15 protein-coding genes are annotated in these 18673 nt (G+C 59.4%); 6 read left to right on the top strand and 9 right to left on the bottom strand.

Annotated elements, in window-relative coordinates; all coding sequences use genetic code 11:
* The first annotated feature begins 2 nt into the window (after positions 1 to 2).
* Complete coding sequence (locus SB753_RS21175) at positions 3 to 347, top strand: hypothetical protein (protein WP_027776862.1); 345 nt, start codon at positions 3 to 5, stop codon at positions 345 to 347.
* A gap of 90 nt (positions 348 to 437) precedes the next feature.
* Here SB753_RS21175 and SB753_RS21170 read toward each other — a convergent pair whose 3' ends face one another.
* The 3 genes from SB753_RS21170 to mnmE form a co-directional block, all read right to left on the bottom strand.
* A complete protein-coding gene (locus tag SB753_RS21170) occupies positions 438 to 599 on the bottom strand; it encodes a hypothetical protein (RefSeq protein ID WP_165572585.1) in 162 nt (53 codons plus the stop codon).
* A 243-nt stretch (positions 600 to 842) separates the two neighbouring features.
* On the bottom strand, positions 843 to 2054 hold the full coding sequence (locus SB753_RS21165; protein ID WP_410801671.1) for a tyrosine-type recombinase/integrase: 1212 nt from the start codon (positions 2052 to 2054) through the stop codon (positions 843 to 845).
* Between the two features lie 169 nt (positions 2055 to 2223).
* Positions 2224 to 3618 carry a tRNA uridine-5-carboxymethylaminomethyl(34) synthesis GTPase MnmE gene (gene mnmE, locus SB753_RS21160; RefSeq protein ID WP_310355349.1) on the bottom strand — a complete coding sequence of 465 codons (1395 nt, stop codon included), beginning with the start codon at positions 3616 to 3618 and terminating at the stop codon, positions 2224 to 2226.
* 369 nt (positions 3619 to 3987) lie between these two features.
* Between mnmE and SB753_RS21155 the strand changes: the two genes are divergently transcribed.
* On the top strand, positions 3988 to 4395 hold the full coding sequence (locus SB753_RS21155; protein WP_027804514.1) for a transcriptional regulator: 408 nt from the start codon (positions 3988 to 3990) through the stop codon (positions 4393 to 4395).
* A 114-nt stretch (positions 4396 to 4509) separates the two neighbouring features.
* On the opposite strand, the gene yidC is transcribed toward SB753_RS21155, so the two are convergent.
* The 4 genes from yidC to rpmH form a co-directional block, all read right to left on the bottom strand.
* On the bottom strand, positions 4510 to 6168 hold the full coding sequence (gene yidC, locus SB753_RS21150; protein ID WP_087752380.1) for a membrane protein insertase YidC: 1659 nt from the start codon (positions 6166 to 6168) through the stop codon (positions 4510 to 4512).
* Positions 6169 to 6198: 30 nt separating this feature from the next.
* Complete coding sequence (gene yidD, locus SB753_RS21145; protein WP_006050604.1) at positions 6199 to 6429, bottom strand: membrane protein insertion efficiency factor YidD; 231 nt, start codon at positions 6427 to 6429, stop codon at positions 6199 to 6201.
* A gap of 112 nt (positions 6430 to 6541) precedes the next feature.
* Positions 6542 to 7039 carry a ribonuclease P protein component gene (locus tag SB753_RS21140; RefSeq protein WP_020067350.1) on the bottom strand — a complete coding sequence of 166 codons (498 nt, stop codon included), beginning with the start codon at positions 7037 to 7039 and terminating at the stop codon, positions 6542 to 6544.
* A 14-nt stretch (positions 7040 to 7053) separates the two neighbouring features.
* Positions 7054 to 7188 carry a 50S ribosomal protein L34 gene (rpmH, locus tag SB753_RS21135; RefSeq protein WP_004198824.1) on the bottom strand — a complete coding sequence of 45 codons (135 nt, stop codon included), beginning with the start codon at positions 7186 to 7188 and terminating at the stop codon, positions 7054 to 7056.
* 383 nt (positions 7189 to 7571) lie between these two features.
* Between rpmH and dnaA the strand changes: the two genes are divergently transcribed.
* The 3 genes from dnaA to gyrB all read left to right on the top strand — a co-directional run bounded on the left by dnaA (position 7572) and on the right by gyrB (position 13116).
* Positions 7572 to 9200 (top strand): chromosomal replication initiator protein DnaA, encoded by a 1629-nt coding sequence (dnaA, locus tag SB753_RS21130; RefSeq protein ID WP_410801668.1) that lies wholly within the window; start codon positions 7572 to 7574, stop codon positions 9198 to 9200.
* A gap of 227 nt (positions 9201 to 9427) precedes the next feature.
* The gene (dnaN, locus tag SB753_RS21125; RefSeq protein ID WP_020067348.1) at positions 9428 to 10531 is read left to right on the top strand and encodes a DNA polymerase III subunit beta; all 1104 of its coding nucleotides are present in this window, start codon (positions 9428 to 9430) and stop codon (positions 10529 to 10531) included.
* Between the two features lie 113 nt (positions 10532 to 10644).
* The gene (gene gyrB / locus SB753_RS21120) at positions 10645 to 13116 is read left to right on the top strand and encodes a DNA topoisomerase (ATP-hydrolyzing) subunit B (RefSeq protein ID WP_087752378.1); all 2472 of its coding nucleotides are present in this window, start codon (positions 10645 to 10647) and stop codon (positions 13114 to 13116) included.
* A gap of 676 nt (positions 13117 to 13792) precedes the next feature.
* Here gyrB and SB753_RS21115 read toward each other — a convergent pair.
* Both SB753_RS21115 and SB753_RS21110 read right to left on the bottom strand, forming a co-directional pair.
* The gene (locus SB753_RS21115; RefSeq protein ID WP_410801666.1) at positions 13793 to 15178 is read right to left on the bottom strand and encodes a phospholipase; all 1386 of its coding nucleotides are present in this window, start codon (positions 15176 to 15178) and stop codon (positions 13793 to 13795) included.
* 212 nt (positions 15179 to 15390) lie between these two features.
* The gene (locus tag SB753_RS21110; protein WP_410801664.1) at positions 15391 to 15873 is read right to left on the bottom strand and encodes a hypothetical protein; all 483 of its coding nucleotides are present in this window, start codon (positions 15871 to 15873) and stop codon (positions 15391 to 15393) included.
* A 480-nt stretch (positions 15874 to 16353) separates the two neighbouring features.
* Between SB753_RS21110 and SB753_RS21105 the strand changes: the two genes are divergently transcribed.
* A complete protein-coding gene (locus tag SB753_RS21105) occupies positions 16354 to 18603 on the top strand; it encodes an AAA family ATPase (protein ID WP_410801662.1) in 2250 nt (749 codons plus the stop codon).
* Positions 18604 to 18673: the final 70 nt, after the last annotated feature.

Genomic DNA, 18673 nt, shown 5'->3' with positions numbered 1-18673 from the left:
AAATGAAAAAGTTAGCAGTGGCGTTAGTGATGGTGGGCAGCTTGAGCGTCGCGGGGCAAGCGTCGGCTCATGGTCATGGCGGTGGCGGCGGCGATGTAGTGGGCGCACTGATCGGCGGCGCGGTGCTGGGCGCGGTCGTGACGTCGATATTGAATCCTGCGCCCGCGGTGGCCTATCAACAGCCGGTCTATGCGCAGCCTGTCTATGCACAGCCGGTGTACCAGCCGGCACCGGCTTACGCGGGCCCGCCCCCGGGCTACTGCTACGACCAGTACCAGCGCGGCTATGTGGCGTGCGGAGCGCCGCAGCAGCAGTACGAGTATGGTGAGCCTGCGCCCAGGTGGTAAGTGGTAGGCGCGTCGTAACTGCACGCTGCAGACAGAAAGGCCGTCGCTCACTGCGACGGCCTTTTGTTTTGACGCCGCAAGGCGTCGGCTTCAGTGCTTGTGATGCAGCCACTCAGCGTAGTGCGTATCGAGCCAGCGCTCGAGCTTTTGCGGTCCCGCCTTGTGGTGATAGCGGGAGGCCGCCCAGATTGCTCCGCCGACCAGCAGCATCACGGTCGGCCCAAGCAGGTAAGCGATCAACGATTCAGACATGGCAGCCTCCACGAAAAGGTTGCATCGTTGCTCCAGTGTAGGCGATCAGTCGCAGGAGAGAAGCGCCGCGTGATGCGAGGGCATGGCTTGGCGCTTTTGCGCTAGTGGCGATGTATTAATAACCTCGTGAACTACGCCCGTTTTCTTTACAGGGCAGTCGCTTGGAGCAGCCTGCCGTGTCTTTGTGTACCTAAAATTGCAGGTCGCGGGCATTTCGCCTTTACGTGCGTCCTGCTCCTTCGATCATCCCGCGCCCACGGCTCTTTTCCGCGCTCCGTCGAGCTCTGCATCGACGAAATCGGCCCATTGCTGGGCGATTTGCCGCTGCTCGGTCGGATCGGATTCAGGCTCGCCTTGCGACTCGCTTTGTCGCGTTTGCGCTGATGTTTTGTCCCGTTGTGCATGCTCTGTCATCTCGCGCAGATGCGCCCACGCCGTCCGGCGGAAGTCGTGAAGAACGAAATGTTCGACTTCCAGGCCAAGCGCCTTCACCGCCTGGTTTAGCATGCTCTTTGCAATCGGCCGGTCGTCGCCCCTTACGCTCGGAAAGACGAAGGTTTTGCTTGCTCGCGTGCGGTGCAACTGTTGCAGCATCGCGACCGCTTGCTGAGGCAGGTAGACGATCCGATCCGTATCTTGATGCAGACGCGCGGCGGAGATGCGCCACAGCGCGCGGTCGAGATCGAACTCGTCCCACGTCGCCTCCACGAGGTCCGATTTGCGTACCATCGTCAGCACCAGCAGATGCAGCGCTATCTTGAGCGGCTGGCGGATGCTCGACGTTTCGATCGAATGCAGCATCGTGCCGATCTCCTCGCCGGAAAGCACGCGAGTGCGGCTCTCGAAGGTGGCGATGGAGCGCGCCGGCACGACTTCCGCCGGGTTCGCGGTTGCCAGTTGGCGAGCGATCAGATACTCGTAGAGTCGCTTGATGACGTTGCGGGTATGCAGCGCCATCTTCGGCGAGCCACGGCTTTTGATCGCCTCGCAGATGGCGACGACATGCTCCGCGGTCACCGCCTTGACCCGCATGCCGCCGATTGCGGGCAACACGTCTTTGTCGAGCGCGCGGCGCGTGGTGCGTCGATATTCATCCGACTTCCCGGCCATCTCGGTCGCCATATAAAGCTCGGCTGCTTCACGCAGTACGTCGGCTTTCGCTTCGGCTCCGCGGTCGCGGCGCGCAGTGGCGACCGGCGAAATGCCTTGCGCAACGAGTTCCGCGTACTTGTGCGCCTTCGCTCGGGCAACGCGCAGCGAAATCATCCGGTAATCGCCGATGGTCGCAAGCGGCTGGCGCTTGCCGTTCAGCGAATACCGGAAGCGCCAGATCTTCGTGCCCGTGGTCATCACTTCGATCACGAGGCCGTTGCCGTCGGCGACGCTGTAGCGGGCGGCGCGCGGTTCAAGTGCGCGTATCTGGGATTCGGTGAGCGGGGCGGCTAGGCGAGGCATGTTGGAGTGGCTGGTACGCGACAGAGCGAGTTTAAACTGTTTGCGTTTGTGTACCAATATTAACTGGTGTTATTGGTCTACAAAGCGTGTTGATCCGTTTCGCTTACAACGCGTTCAAGCGGCTTTCGGTCCCGTCTTAGGCATTTGAGGGCGGCTTGCATGCCCAGTTCTACTTGCCGATACAAAACCTGCTGAAAATCACTCCCAACAGATCGTCGGAGCTGAATTCGCCAGTGATTGAGTTGAGCTGGTCCTGCGCGAGTCTCAGTTCTTCGGCGAAAAGATCCAGCGCCTGCGAGTTTTGATCGGCATGCGCGGCGGCCGTCGCAAGGTGGTCCTGCGCGGCGCGCAACGCAATCAGATGACGTTCGCGCGCAAGGTAGACGCTCTCCGCGCCGGCCTGCCAACCGGCGATGCGCAGGAGTTCGTCGCGCAACAAGCTCACGCCGTCGCCTTGTTTCGCCGACAGGCGCACTTCGCTCAGGTCGAAATCGGCATCGAGCGCGCGAGCCTCCGGCGGCAAGCCGACAAGGTCCGTCTTGTTCAACACGCGCACGACCGGAACACCGGCCGGGAAGCGCCCGGCAATGGTTTCGTCTTCCACGGTCATGCCCGTGCGCGCATCCAGCAGATGCAGCACCACGTCCGCGCGCTCGATCTCGCTCCACGTCCGCGCAATGCCGATTTTCTCGACTTCGTCTTCGGTATCGCGCAGGCCTGCGGTGTCGATCACGTGCAGCGGAATGCCTTGGATCTGGATGGTCTGTGCGACCTTGTCACGCGTCGTGCCCGCAATCGGCGTGACGATAGCGAGTTCAGCGCCGGCAAGTGCATTGAGCAACGAAGATTTGCCGACGTTCGGCTGACCGGCCAGCACCACCGACAATCCCTCGCGCAGCAGCGCACCTTGCCGTGCCTCGGCGAGCACGTGCGCGAGACGCTCGCGAATGCGCGTGAGCTTGCCGCGGGCGTCGGCAGCTTCGAGGAAATCGATCTCTTCTTCGGGGAAATCCAGCGTTGCCTCGACGAGCATGCGCAGCGTGATCACTTCTTCGACCAAAGCATGGATGTCGCGCGAAAACGTGCCGTCGAGCGAACGACCTGCCGAGCGCGCAGCGGCCTCGGTGCTCGCTTCGATCAGATCGGCCACCGCTTCAGCCTGCGCGAGATCCAGCTTGTCGTTCAGAAAGGCGCGGCGCGTGAACTCGCCGGGCTCGGCGAGCCGCAGGCCAAATCCGCGCCCCGCGTCGATGCAACGTTGCAGCAGCAGTTGCAGCACGACCGGCCCGCCATGGCCCTGTAACTCCAATACGTGTTCGCCGGTGTACGAATGCGGCGCGGGAAAGTAAAGGGCAATGCCGCGATCGAGCGCGTTGCCGCCGTCGTCGAAAAAAGGCACATAACTCGCGTGACGAGGCGCGAGCGCTTGTCCGGTCAGCACCTGCATCAGCGGCTGCGCCGCGGCCTCGCCCGCGCGTCCAAATGAAATGCGCACGACGCCGATGCCTCCCCGGCCGGGCGCGGTGGCAATGGCGACGATGGGATCGGAGTCGGTGGTCAGCATGAGTGAGGCGGCGAAATCGGAAGAGTGGGGCAGGGCGGCGCGGACATTTCCGGGGCGCCGGGCATTGTAACGCGGGCTATGTGCCGGCCGGTCTGCGCGTCACCTGACGACCAGAACGTGCTTTCTGGGTCGCCGTTGAGATTGATCCTAAACAAGCTAGGATTTTTACTTGATGAATAGGACTGAGCCAGACTCAACGAGAACATGGTGCCGTGCAGACGCGCGTCCCACATGGAAAAGTCGCAAAAATTGACATTGCGCTGGATCGCCGCTGTGCTGCGGCACGCAAGCTAAAATTATCTCAAATACGTTCAACATGAGCCTGATCAGTTGTCAACTGGGAGGACGCTGAATTGCACAATCTGGCCCATGCCAACCCCGAAAGAAAAAGCTGCCTTCTCGAAGAGGCTGAAGGAAACATTGGAGCCGCTGAAGATTCGCGGCGGGACCAAGCTCGCCGAACAGTTCAACCTTCGCTATCGCGGTGACCGTCCGGTTACTCCACAAACCGCGCACAAGTGGCTCACGGGTACGACGATCCCAAAGCCCGATAAGTTGCGCACGCTTGCCGAGTGGTTGAACGTGAAGGAGCACTGGCTGCACTACGGGCCTTCGCCCGGTGCGAGCGCCAGACCGATGGCCCGCGGCGAGAAGTATCCGCCTTCTCAGGAAACGATCGAACTGGCGTCCAAGATCGAATCGTTGACGCCGAAAGACCGTTTTCTCGTCGAAGAAATGATTGGGCGCTTTTACGGTGAGGATACCGAAGAAGAGTAGCGCGTGCGCCGTCTGCCCACACAGATCGCATGAAAAAAGCCGCCCGGTTCGTTTGAACCGGGCGGCTTTGTTTTTGCAGGCAAGGCGACTTGCCCTCAGCGCTTCAAGCAGGGATCAGGCCGGCTTCGCCTTCGACTGACCCATCATGCGCGTGATGTAGTACTGCTGCGCGATCGACAGCACGTTGTTCACGACGTAGTACAGCACCAGACCGGCCGGGAAGAAGAAGAACATAACCGAGAACGCAATCGGCATGAACATCATCATCTTCGCCTGAACCGGGTCCGGCGGCGTCGGGTTGAGCTTCGTCTGCAGGAACATGGAAACAGCCATCAGCACCGGCAGGATGAAGAACGGGTCCTGCTGCGACAGATCGTGAATCCACAGAATCCAGGGCGCGCCGCGCATTTCGACCGACGACAGCAGCACCCAGTACAGCGAGATGAACACCGGAATCTGCACCACGACTGGCAGACAGCCGCCGAACGGGTTCACCTTCTCGGTTTTGTAGAGTTCCATGAGCGCGGCATTCATCTTCTGCGGATCGCCCTTGAAGCGTTCGCGCAGCGCCTGCATGCGTGGCGTGATCGCCTTCATACGCGCCATGGACTTATAGCTTGCGGCCGAGAGCGGGAAGAACACTGCCTTGATCAACAGCGTGAGCAGCACGATCGCCCAGCCCCAGTTGCCGACATAGCTGTGGATCTTTTCGAGCAGCCAGAAAAGCGGCTTCGCGATGATCGTCACCCAGCCGTAGTCCTTCACCAGTTCGAGACCCGGTGCGATGCCTTCCAGCATGCGCTCTTCTTCCGGACCGGCGAAGAGGCGCGCGGACACGTCGACCGTCTGGCCCGGCGCGATGGCCGCAACCGGCTGCTTGACGCCAACGCGATAGAGCGTCGGATCGATCTTCTCGACGTAGATGTCGCGCTTCACGCCCTGCTGCGGAATCCACGCCGACGCGAAGTAGTGCTGCACCATCGCGATCCAGCCGTTGTCGGCTTGCTTCGTGAAGTCTTCCTTGTTCTTGTCGATGTCGCCGAACGTCATCTTCTGGAAGTGGTGCTGGTCGGTGTAGACAGCCGGGCCGATGAACGTGTGCGAGAAGCGCGGCGTTTCCACCGGCTGGTCGTCACGCACCAGTTCCATATAAACCGACGGGCTCACCGGCGCCGTGCCGACGTTCTGGATCTTCGTATCGACGCCGATCACATAGCTGCCGCGCGTGAACGTGTAGGTCTTGATGACTTTCAGGCCGCCCTTAACCGGCGACTCGAAGCTGAGCTGGAACGATTTGGCGTCGCCCGTCAGGTCATGCGGCTGGTTGGGCAACGGCGTGAAGATGTCGTTGTGATTCGGGAAATCGCCGCCGAGCAGACCCGTACGCGCCAGATACGTGTGATTCGCGGTGCGGTCGAACAGCGTGATGACGAGATCCGGCTGCTTGCCGTCGCCTTGCTTGACGAGCGACAGCTTCGACAGCGTGCCGCCGCGAGTGTCGATTTCGCCGTTGTAGACGTCGGTGCTGAACTTGACGAGTTGCGACTGCGTAGCCGCCGGCGTGTTGGCCGGCGCTGCTGCGTTGGTGGCCGGCAAATCGGCGGGCTGGGTTCCCGGCGTCGTGGTTCCCGGTGCGGCGCTACCGACCGTCTTGGTCGGCGTGGCGCTCGGGAAGAACATCGACGGGCGTCCGTGGTCGCGTTGCCAGTTGTCGAACAGCATGACCGCTGACATGAAGAAGATGACCCATAGGACGGTGCGTTTGATATCCATGCGTTGTCTCAGTGTCGATGGAACGGCGCGTCAGCGCTTTTCAGAAGTGGGAGGCGGGACGAGATCGATGCCGCCCGCGGAAAACGGGTGGCAACGGCAAATACGCCTGGCGGCGAGATAAGTCCCGCGCGCGGCGCCATGATACTGGATTGCTTCGCGCGCGTAATCAGAGCAGGAAGGGTAAAAACGGCACCGATTGCCGAGCATTGGACTCACGGCAAGCTTGTAAAAACGCAGTAAAGCGATGAGTACCGTTTGCATGGCTGGTGCGGCCGGACAGCGCCGCGCAACGTGGAGTACCGGACGACACCCGCTGTTCAAGACTGCCGGAGCTACTGCAGCCTGAGGGAAAAAGCGGGCGGTCACCTGAGCGTCATTCCGTCTTGGGCGCGTCCGCGGGCGGCGCCTGACGACGGGCAATTTCGCGTGCTGCCTTGTCGAGCAACGACTCGATTTCACTGCGGCACAACGCCTTTAACGGCGGCGACGCGGCGCTCGGCAAAGCCTTTTTGTCGAAGCGCGTGTGCAAACGCAGCAGCACGTCCCAACCGCCGAATTCCGCGCGACGCACCCGAAAGGCTTCACGCGCGACTCGACGTACCAGATTACGCGTGGCCGCGCGCGGCGCATACTTCTTGCCGATCACGAGGCCGAGGCGAGCCTCGTTGCCGGTAGGCCGGCCGTACACCACGAAGTGCGCAGTGCGGCGCCACGGGCGCAAACGAAAAACGGATGAAAATTCATCCGTTTTCAGTAGCCTTGCGGCTTTGGGGAAGGCGGCTTGCGCTCGCAACGGTACCGAGCCCTGCTGCGGCGCCTCTGCCGGTCCCGCTTCGCCACCGGTCTTGCCCGGTACGGACAGAGCGCGCAATCCGCTCGCCTGCCTTAGATGGCGAGGCGCTTGCGGCCCTTCGCGCGACGTGCGTTGATGACCTTGCGGCCGCCAGCGGTCTTCATGCGAACGCGGAAGCCGTGGGTACGCTTGCGACGGGTAACGGAAGGTTGGTAAGTACGTTTCATGTTGCTCTCACTTGATCGAAAAAAAACCGCGCGATCATCGCTGAAAGCGCAATGGCCGGAGGTTTGCTGAATTGGTTTTCGCGGAACCCGCTATTTAAACCCGTTTTTCGTTGACCGTCAATACTTTAGCCGGTGCGGTACGGGCGCGCGGTGCGTTTGCGGAGTTGATCCGTCCCTGTGGATAACTCACTTCCGGCTCCCGTTTGGCGTTAGAATCTCGCCTTACTTCCCAAAAATGATGCACGCCGCTCCGGCTCGCTTGCCCGCAAATCCTTTGTGGCACAGGCGCCTGGGGCTGTTACGCCTGGCTGCTTCGGGCCTTGTTGCGTGCGCGCGACGGGGGCGCCGGCGAACCTCGTGCACACCATAACGACAGCAACTCGATGAACGAATTCTGGCAACACTGTTCCGCATTGCTGGAGCGTGAACTCACGCCCCAGCAGTACGTGACGTGGATCAAACCGTTGGCCCCGGTCGCCTTCGACGCCGCTGCGAACACGCTCAGCATTGCTGCGCCGAACCGCTTCAAGCTCGACTGGGTCAAGAGCCAGTTCTCCGGCCGCATCGCGGATATGGCCCGCGATTTCTGGCAAACCCCGGTCGACGTGCAATTCGTACTGGATCCCAAAGCCGGCATGCGCGCCCCTGCGGCAGCCGCGCCGGCTGCGCCGCGTCCGGCTTCGGCGCCTCATTCCATGGGCGGTAGCGCGGGCAACGGCGCTGCCGTGGATGCGGCCGTTGGCGCCGTACAAGCGGCGCACGCCGCGCGCGCGAACGGCGCCAACAGCGCCAACAGCGCGATGGCGAACCTCAACGCGAACGCCCGCGCGGCAGCTGAGCACAATGCAAACGCTCGCGCCGCAGCCGAAGATTCCGCCGACCTGGACCTGCCGAGCCTCGACGCAAACGAAGCCGCGGCCGCGCGCCGCACATGGCGTCCGGGCCAGAGCGCGAGCTCCAATGGCAACGGCGACAACGACTCGATGTACGAGCGCTCCAAGCTGAACCCGGTCCTGACTTTCGACAACTTCGTGACCGGTAAGGCGAACCAGTTGGCGCGTGCAGCGGCGATTCAGGTCGCGGACAATCCCGGCATCTCGTACAACCCGCTGTTCCTGTACGGCGGAGTGGGCCTCGGCAAGACCCACCTGATCCACGCAATCGGCAATCAGCTTCTGATGGACAAAGCGGGCGCGCGCATCCGCTACATTCACGCGGAACAGTACGTGTCGGACGTCGTGAAGGCGTACCAGCGCAAGGCGTTCGACGACTTCAAGCGCTACTACCACTCGTTGGATCTGCTGCTGATCGACGATATTCAGTTCTTTTCGGGCAAGTCGCGCACGCAGGAGGAGTTCTTCTACGCGTTCGAGGCGCTGGTCGCGAACAAGGCGCAGGTGATTATCACCAGCGACACGTATCCGAAGGAAATTTCGGGTATCGACGACCGTCTCATTTCGCGCTTCGACTCCGGCCTGACGGTGGCGATCGAGCCGCCCGAGCTCGAGATGCGCGTCGCGATTTTGATGCGCAAGGCGCAATCGGAATTCGTGAGCCTCAATGAAGACGTCGCGTTTTTCGTCGCCAAGCATCTGCGCTCCAACGTGCGGGAACTCGAAGGCGCGTTGCGCAAAATTCTGGCGTACTCGAAGTTCCACGGGCGCGAAATCACTATCGAACTGACGAAAGAAGCGCTGAAAGATCTGCTGACAGTGCAGAACCGCCAGATCTCCGTGGAGAACATTCAGAAGACCGTGGCGGACTTTTACAGCATCAAGGTCGCGGACATGTATTCGAAAAAGCGGCCGGCGAACATCGCGCGGCCGCGGCAGATCGCCATGTATCTCGCGAAAGAGCTCACGCAGAAGAGCTTGCCGGAAATCGGCGAGTTGTTCGGCGGACGCGACCACACCACGGTGCTGCACGCGGTGCGAAAAATCGCCGACGAGCGCAGCAAGGACGCTCAACTGAACCACGAGCTGCACGTGCTGGAGCAGACGCTGAAAGGCTGAGCGGTACCGACGGAAAAATCGACCTGTTTATTTCGTAACTCGCCCCCATTTTAGTGAGGCGGTTCCTTTTTCAGGCACAATACAGGTTTAACCGCCCGGCGGCCGCGGGCGGATTTCACGCCGTGACGGGCGCTGCGTGGCGCCGGCGGGGAGCTGCGGTTGCGTGCCGGAAAAATGCCCAAAAGGGCTGAAAGGCGCGTGGGCCGTTATATCAACGAAGGAACTCTATGCAACTGGTCAAGACCGAACGCGATAACCTCCTCAGGCCGCTGCAAACCGTGAGCGGCATCGTCGAACGCCGCCATACGTTGCCGATCCTCGCCAATTTGCTGATTACCAAGAACGGCCCGGACGTGTCGTTCCTGTCGACCGACCTGGAGTTGCAGATCACCACGCGCGCCGATTTCGGCGTGGGCGGCGATTCGGTGGCCACCACGGTGGCAGCACGAAAGCTCCTCGACATTCTGCGCGCCATGCCCGACGGCCAGGTCACGCTTACGCTGAATGACAAGCGTCTGACGGTGCAATCCGGCAAGAGCCGCTTTGCACTGCAAACGCTGGCTGCAGACGAGTTCCCAACGGTCGCGCAAGCTAAAGACTACGGCGCGAGCCTCGTGGTTCCGCAAAAGACGTTCCGCCAGTTGCTCGGCATGGTCCATTTTTCGATGGCCCAGCAGGACATTCGCTACTACCTGAACGGCATGCTGCTGGTGGTAGACGGCGACCAGTTGATGGCGGTCGCAACCGACGGCCACCGCTTGGCGTTTTCGTCGATGAAGATCGAAGGTGCGTTCGCGCGCCAGGAAGTGATCATTCCGCGCAAGACGATTCTCGAGTTGCAGCGTCTGCTGGAAGACATCGACGACACGCTGAACATCGACATCGCGCAAACGCAGGTGAAATTCACGTTCGGTCAGGTCGAACTGGTGTCGAAACTGGTCGAAGGAAAATTCCCCGACTTCCAGCGTGTGATTCCGAAGTCGCATAAGAACCAGTTCGTGATCGGCCGGGAAGAACTGCAGCGTTCGCTGCAACGCGCCGCGATTTTGACGTCGGACAAATTCAAGGGCGTGCGCTGCATTATCGAGCCGGGCCAGTTGAAGATCATGTCGACCAACGCCGATCAGGAAGAGGCGCAAGAAGAACTGGAAATCGCGTACGACGGCGACAGCGTCGATATCGGGTTCAACGTCACGTATCTGCTCGACGTGCTCGCGAACCTGAAGGTCGACATGTTGCAAGTGAGCCTTGGCGATGCCAGCTCCAGCGCGTTGATCACGATTCCCGAGAACGACGAATTCAAATACGTCGTGATGCCAATGCGCATCTAACGCGTCCAAAAACCAGAACACACCAAGGGGCGCAGCGCCCCTTTGGCGTTTTTATGGCATTTTGAAAAGTCCCGAGCAGCAACCCAGCAGTAATGCAGAACCGGAAAAAATCCATGACTGAAACGAACAATACGCAACCCGACAACAGCTACGGCGCCTCGTCCATTCAGATCCTCGAAGGTCTGGAGGCGGTGCGCAAGCGGCCGGGGATGTACATCGGGGATACATCGGATGGCACTGGTTTGCACCACCTCGTGTTCGAAGTGCTCGACAACTCGATCGACGAAGCGTTGGCCGGATACTGCAACGACATTCAGGTGATCATTCACGCTGACAACTCCATCTCGATCACCGACAACGGCCGCGGCGTGCCGACCGGCCTGAAAATGGACGACAAGCACGAGCCGAAGCGCAGCGCCGCCGAAATCGTGATGACCGAACTGCATGCCGGCGGCAAGTTCGACCAGAACAGCTACAAGGTGTCGGGCGGCCTGCACGGCGTGGGCGTGTCGTGCGTGAACGCATTGTCCGCATGGCTGCGTTTGACGGTTCGTCGCGACGGCAAGAAGCACTTCATGGAATTCCACCGTGGCGTGCCGCAAAACCGTGTGATCGAAGAGATCGGCGGCATCGCGGTGTCGCCTATCCAGGTGGTGGGCGAGACCGAAAATCGCGGCACCGAAGTGCATTTCATGGCGGACGAGACGATCTTCGGCAATGTCGAATATCACTACGACATTCTGGCCAAGCGGATTCGCGAGTTGTCGTTCCTGAATAACGGCGTGCGGATTCGCCTGACCGATCAGCGTTCGGGCAAGGAAGACGATTTCGCGTTTGTCGGCGGCGTAAAGGGTTTTGTCGAGTACATCAACAAAACCAAGAGCGTGCTGCACCCGACCATTTTCCATGTGAGCGGCGAGAAGGACGGCGTGGGCGTGGAAGTGGCAATGCAGTGGAACGACAGCTACAACGAAAACGTGCTCTGCTTCACGAACAACATTCCGCAGCGCGACGGCGGCACGCACTTGACCGGCTTGCGCGCAGCGATGACGCGCGTGTTGAACAAGTACATTGCCGATCACGAAGTCGCGAAGAAAGCGAAGGTCGAGACGTCGGGCGACGACATGCGCGAAGGGCTTTCGTGCGTGCTGTCGGTGAAGGTGCCGGAGCCGAAGTTCAGCGCGCAGACGAAGGACAAGCTGGTGTCGTCCGAAGTGCGCGCGCCGGTGGAAGATGTGGTCGCGAAGGCGCTCGAAGAATTCCTGCTCGAGACGCCGAACGACGCGAAGATTATCTGCAGCAAGATCGTCGATGCAGCGCGTGCTCGCGACGCCGCTCGCAAGGCGCGTGAGATGACGCGTCGCAAGGGCGTGCTCGATGGCGTTGGTTTGCCGGGCAAGCTCGCGGATTGTCAGGAAAAGGATCCGGCGAAGTCGGAGATATACATCGTCGAGGGCGATTCGGCAGGCGGGTCGGCGAAGCAGGGCCGCGACCGCAAGTTTCAGGCGATCTTGCCGCTGCGCGGCAAGGTGCTCAACGTGGAGAAGGCGCGTTACGACAAGCTGCTTTCTTCGGAGCAGATCGTGACGCTGATTACGGCGCTGGGTTGCGGTATCGGCAAAGAGGATTACAACCTCGACAAGCTGCGTTATCACCGCATCATCATCATGACGGACGCCGACGTGGACGGCGCGCACATCCGGACACTGCTGCTGACGTTCTTCTATCGGCAAATGCCGGAGATGATCGAGCGCGGGTATATCTATATCGCGCAGCCGCCGCTGTACAAAATCAAGGCGGGTAAGGACGAGCGGTATTTGAAGGACGAGAACGAGGTCAATGCTCACATTCTGAAGCTCGCGTTACAGGGCTCGGAATTGTTGCCGTCTGAAAATGGCACGGCAATTACTGGCGATGCATTGGGCGAGTTGGCGCGTGCTTATCTGCTTGCGCAGGCGGTGGTTAACCGGTTGAGCAGGCTGTATGACGCTGGAGCGCTCGAGGCTGTGATGGATGGCGTCGTCGTCGATCTCTCTAGCGAAGATGCCGCTGAGGCTTCGGCCAAAGCGCTCGAGGCTAAGCTGCGGGACGACGCGCTGAAGCCCGAAGTCACCGTTACGACGATGTATGACCCGGTGCGCGAGTTGCGGTCGCTGCGCGTGGCGAGGACGCATCACGGGAATCAGAAGGTTTCGGTGCTGGACGAAGAATTTCAGCTGACGGCCGATTATCAGCAACTGGTCAATACCGCTAATACATTCAAGGGATTGATTGGTCCTGGTGCCGTTATCAAGCGCGGTGAGCGGAGTATGGCTGTTAGCGACTTCAAGTCTGCGATGAAGTGGTTGTTGGCTGATGCCGAGCGTAACGTTTCCAAGCAGCGTTATAAGGGTCTTGGTGAGATGAATCCTGGGCAGCTTTGGGAGACGACTATGGATCCGGCTGTGCGTCGTTTGCTGAGAGTGCAGATCGAAGATGCTATTGCGGCTGATGGGATCTTTACTACGCTGATGGGGGATGATGTGGAGCCGCGGCGGGCTTTCATCGAGTCGAATGCGCTTAGGGCGGGGAATATTGATGTTTGAGGGTTGTGTAGCGGGGACCATAATGTGAGATTTTGGGAAGCATCCATTGAGACATTTATCGATGGATGCGCTCCGATAGCTCACATGGCGGAACCTGATTGACGTCACAATCGCAAGAGCGACGGCCACCTTTTTGATGTGGCCGTCCTTTTCTCAGTCTCGCCAAATCATGAGGTGGCATTTTTCGGCCAAGTATGCCGTCAGTGCTGCTCGGCATTTTCGTCAGAGCAGTCTGGTGAACTTGGGTTCGTCGTTTCTGGTCGTAGGCGACAGCACGACGCCCACCGCGTTCGAAAGTCTGCGAGCGGGATTAGCCGTTGACGCCTTCCTATCGAACGTCGACAACACGCGGAATCTGGCGAAGTCTGTGACGGTGGAGCGAATAGGCGACGGAAAAGTGGTCTCTTGGCAATACGGATTAGAAGTCGTTACACAATGCCGAAATCTCTGGCGAAGAAGCCGTTACACGACTTCGAGCACTTGATTTTGCAATGTAAACACTTCTAATCCAGCGACACCGAATCACCCGCTCTCGAAGGTGAAATTCCCCAAAAGTGTTTGGGAATGAATCCATCAAGCGGGCGGGCCGGGGCTTCGGCCCCGGTCTCTCCCTCCCGCTCGCACCGCAATTTCACCCGCAAGATTGCCGTCTAACCACTCGCCTCGCGCTTCCTCATTATTTGGGGACTGCAACGTCGTAGCCGAGCGCACGCAATGCTTTGCTAGTTCGGCCGTTCCGCGGCGGAAAGCGGTTTGGCAACGCCCACCCTGCCATCTCACCCAGGGTGCTAATCCCCATGCCCTGAATTTGCCATCTCGGCTCTTCAACTGCGTCCCACAGCCGGGCCGCGATGTCCGCGTCAGGCCCCCCGTAAAGTACGAAATAGATAGTGTCGAGGATGGATTTGCCCTCGGCCGATTTCCGCGGGTACTGGCAGCGTGCGAACGCTTCTGCCTTGAGTTCATAATCGCGAACATCCGGCGACAGCCCGATGCTCACAGATGGTTGGCGGAAAGCGTAATCGCGCAGGGCGTAGATGTTTTTTGCGACTTCAGTGAAGTCGACTTGGGACAGCCCACGAAGCAGCGACTTCGATAGATTTGCCTCCATGAGGGGCGCGCGCTGTAGTGCGGCTGCTTCGGCTGTGTATCCATAGCCGCCTGATGGCCAATTCCAGCCGTTTTTCCACCACTCAAACGCCTCAGCCAAAGCTGCTTCACGGCTCAGGTGGTTAGATTGAAAAAAGGACTCAACCGGATATGAGTTTCCCTCACGGACGCGTTGGAAATAGTATGCATGCAGGAACTGGTCGGCTTGCAAGCCTTCCGGCGTGTTCGGGTCAATCCAATCAGGGCGATTCGTCGGCTGACTCACGTGATACGCAAGGTCCCGCATGACCTGCAAGGTCGAGCCCCATTCTTTAATAAATATATCGCGACGCTTGTCGGCACCTTTTTTTACTGGAGCATACAGCCCCTCGTTTTTCGGAATGCGGCTTTTGCGCTTGTTTTCAAAATCGTTCCGTAGCGAAGCCTCAATCGGTCCAAGCCTCTTTTGGCGTTCGTCGCGGACCTGTTTAAGATGTGTGTAGTGCCCCTCTTCCAACTGAACCGCATGGGTTTCCAACACGTCGAAGAAGTTAATCAGCTCATCTCGAAAGCCGTTTTCGTCAAGGTCCGATTCTTCGACGAAAACGCCTGCCTCAATGTTGTCATACCACGCGCGGTCGCTCAGGTTTGCGGACCCGACGTAGACCCCGACTCCTTCCCACCAGATGACCTTAGCATGAAGGATGTCCGGAACCAGTTTGCACACTAGGGCTGGCGACCGCTCCGCTAGGAACCAGTAAAGGACCTCTGGTGAGACAGGTACAGTCTCGTCATATCGCCCGTAATAGGTCAATTGTTTGCCCGCAGACTTGCACGCCTCAAATAGTTCAACGTGTCCAGTGTTCGCGTTCGCATAGGCAACCGCGGCTCGTACCTGCGTGCAATAGGTGATGGCGCCGTGCAGCACATCTCGAAGTAGAACGTTGTTGACAGGTCCCGCCACAAATTTCATACAGCTCCCCGCGTAGTTTTAAGGCCGAACAGCCCTGAATTGACGGTACCGGCTGGGCCCGAAAGAACAGCTAGTTGTCCGCGCGCCGAGTCCACGTATCAGCCGGTCCTTACCGACTGCCGCCCGTGAAGCGGATTTAAGTCGGCGTGTCCGCATGAAAGTTGCCGGCATGCTCCCCGCAACGCCGCTTTCCGCGGTGCGGCGGTGCGCAGTCATTTCAGCGCAGCCACCGCATTCCGCAGGTGGTCACGCGCCGCGTCAATCTTGTCGGGGTGCGTTTTCTCGTTTAGGTCAGCGCGGTCCTTCTCGCCCAGGAAATACGCCGCGCGGTCCGGTTCCTCCTTACGTGGATGCGGGATGCCATGAAGCACGCGCTCCTCATTTATGAAGCCTTCCTTGGTCAGCCATTCGACGCCTCTCGACGCGGCCGCTCCCACCGTGATGAAGACGGCTTCTGGCATGGCTTTGGCCATCTTCCCGAAGTAGTTTCGCATTTGCAGGCGCAGCATCGGGTCTCTTTCGGGATGCCACCCGGCCCTGAAGTTTTCGCCGCTTTTGAACACGGGAAACTGAAGCACGGACGACACCTGCAACATGCCGCCCGCTTCGCCGAACAAGTCTGCACTGGAGCTCAGACTCAACCACTGATGCACGCCAATATGGTCGAGAAGCGCAACGACGCGTTGGCGCGTCACCCCGCAAAGTCGGCCGCGAGATTGGCGCGGCGTAGCACCTCGGAGGTAGGAGCACCCTCAAACAGTGCACGGTTCGCCTCGGTCAATGCAATGTCGGCCTGCGCCTTCCAAGGCGTGGCGTCCACGAGAACGAGCTTCGCCGTGGGGTTCATCCACCCGAACCGCCCGTAATATACGACTAGGTCGCCGTTGCAGTGCATGCGAAGGGATGCGGATTGCGGGTCTCCTTGTGGGCCTCGGTAGTCCCGGATTGCAGATTCATACTCCTCGTAAGCTCGAAATTCACTATGCATAGCCTACAAAGCTATATTTTTGTTTCGTCGAAAACTTTTGCAAGAACCTTGTTTAAAAAATGCTAAATTTTTTGGTATACGCTTTTGTAAGCGCACATATAACATCGAAATTTCAGCGCCCAGTTCAAAAAATGCACGGACCAAGGCAATAGCTTCGGCCGCGATAAAATCCGAGGGGACCTGACCAGTGACCATCATCCAAGAAATCTACCAGTGGTCGAAGACTCTTTCGGCCTGGCAGCAAGACGCTATTGCTCGGCTGTACGTGAATCGCGAGCTCCTTCCTGAAGACGTCGAGGACATTTACGCGCTTGCGAAGGCTGAAGCCGGCATCCCAGACGAGGATGGTCGAGTGGCGAGGAAGTTGGAGAGCGCCGAGGTTGCGCCCCAGACCAATCCCACCCGGCTCGTCCAGATTGTCGCCGTCAAGGACGTGCAGCACGTCAACGCCTTGGTTCCCGGAGGTCGTCTCCCGATTTCGCCGACCGGCCTGACCGTCATCTACGGCGAGAATGGCGCTGGCAAATCCGGCTATTCGAGAATCTTCAAACATGCCTGCCGCGCGCGCGACCGACGGGAGCCCATCCTCCCCAACGCCCGCCTCGACCCGAAGGAGGTCGGCACTGCTCAAGCTGTGTTTGAGGCTATCGTCGATGGCACAACGGTTGACTTCATATGGAAGCATCGAACTGAGCCGCCTTTGCCGCTCGCAGACATCTCGATTTTCGACACCCACTGCGCGCGGGCGTATATCGATAATCATGGTGACTTTGCGTACGTGCCATACGGGCTCGATATTCTCGAAGGCCTGGTGACACTGTGCGGGAAGCTGAGGGCTCGTGTGACGAAAGAGAAGTCCGATGGGTCACCGAGCGATGCGGCATACGCGACGCTCATCAATCAGACCACCGCCGTCGGTCGCGCACTCAGTGGCGTCGGCAAGAAGACCACCGCAGAAGAGATTGAGAAGCTGGCCGCCCTGTCGGACGAAGACGTTGCACGCCGAGATGTCTTGACCAAGACGCTTTCCGAGGCCGACCCAAAGACCAAAGCGCGAGAGATTCGTAATAAGGGGCTTCGCATAAAAGGATTGAAGACGCAGATTGAGTCGAAGTTCGTGCCTGTTTCCGTCGAAAAGCTCAAGAATCTACAGGAGCTGATAAATAAGTCGAACACCGCGAAGAAAGTCGCGGAGACCGCCGCGGAAGCATTCCGAAGTGAACCAGGTCAATTAGCTGGGACTGGGGACGACGAGTGGAAAGCGCTGTTCGAAGCAGCTCGTGAGTTCGCAGCCATATCTCACGTTGGTCACGATATTTCTGGTCTCGCCGCGGACGCTAAGTGTCCTCTCTGTCAGAACGAACTTGGCCCGGAAGGTGCGGGCCGTCTTGGTCGCTTCGACGCGTTCATCAAGGACAAGTTCGAGCAGGCTGCAAAGGATGCTCGAAACCTAGCTAAGGAAGCATTCACCGCAGTAAAGAATGCGAAGCTCGACATCACGATTGACACTGCAATGAAAGAGGAGCTGAACGCACTGGACGCACAGTTGCTGCCGCTCTGCGAGCTGTCGGAGACCCGCCTGAAGACCCGACAAACCCAAGCGCTGCTCGCGTCTGGGGGCGCCTTGGACTGGGATGATGTGTCCGCAGCCGAGAACGACGCAACTGTTCGGCTCGGCGAGGTTGCTGATGCGCTGGAAGCCCAGGCAAAGACCCTCGAGGCGTCCGCCGATGAGGTCGCCCGCGCCAAACTCGTGGCTGAGCGCGCGGAGCTCGACGCACGCCACAAGCTCAGTGAAGTGAAGAACGCGGTACTTGAAGCAATCTCGAAATACGAGTATTGCGCAAAGTTGCAGAAGTGCATCGATGGCACAGACACGCGCGGGATTTCCCGCAAATCAACGGAGCTATCGCGAACCTTGGCAAGCAAGGAACTGGCTGATGCGCTGAACGAGGAGCTCAAAAAGCTCAAGTGTCATGAGCTCGAGGTCTTCATGAAGCCTGAGTCGCCGGGGGGGCGCACGCAGTTCAAGTTGACCCTTCAACTTCCGGGTAGTGCAACGCCTGCGGCCGTTCTTAGTGAGGGCGAACAGCGCGCTATCGCAATCGCATCCTTCCTCGCCGAAATCAAGCTCAGTGGTGGGCGCGGCGGCATCGTCTTCGACGACCCCGTCTCGTCGCTCGACCACCGCCGGCGATGGGAGGTTGCCGAACGGCTGGTCGAAGAGTCACTCAAGCGCCAGGTCATTGTGTTCACCCACGACATCTACTTTCTGTGCATCCTTGAGCAGAAGGCTGACGAGCTCAAAGCGGCGCTTCAACCCAACTATATTCGCCGAACAGCCGACGGATTTGGCGCTCATGCCGAAGGACTTCCCTTCGACGTACTCGGGACGAAAAACCGGGTCGGCAGGCTCCGTCAAATGCTTGTGTGTTGATTTGCGCCGGAAACTGACCCACTTTTTGCATCTAGAATTGACCCACCCTTGATGCTCATAAACATCACTC

The organism is Paraburkholderia sp. SIMBA_053 (assembly GCF_046534895.1).
GTDB classification, from domain to species: domain Bacteria; phylum Pseudomonadota; class Gammaproteobacteria; order Burkholderiales; family Burkholderiaceae; genus Paraburkholderia; species Paraburkholderia caledonica.
The sequence above is the reverse complement of the archived record's forward strand: the minus strand, read 5'-3'. Positions and strand labels throughout refer to the sequence as shown.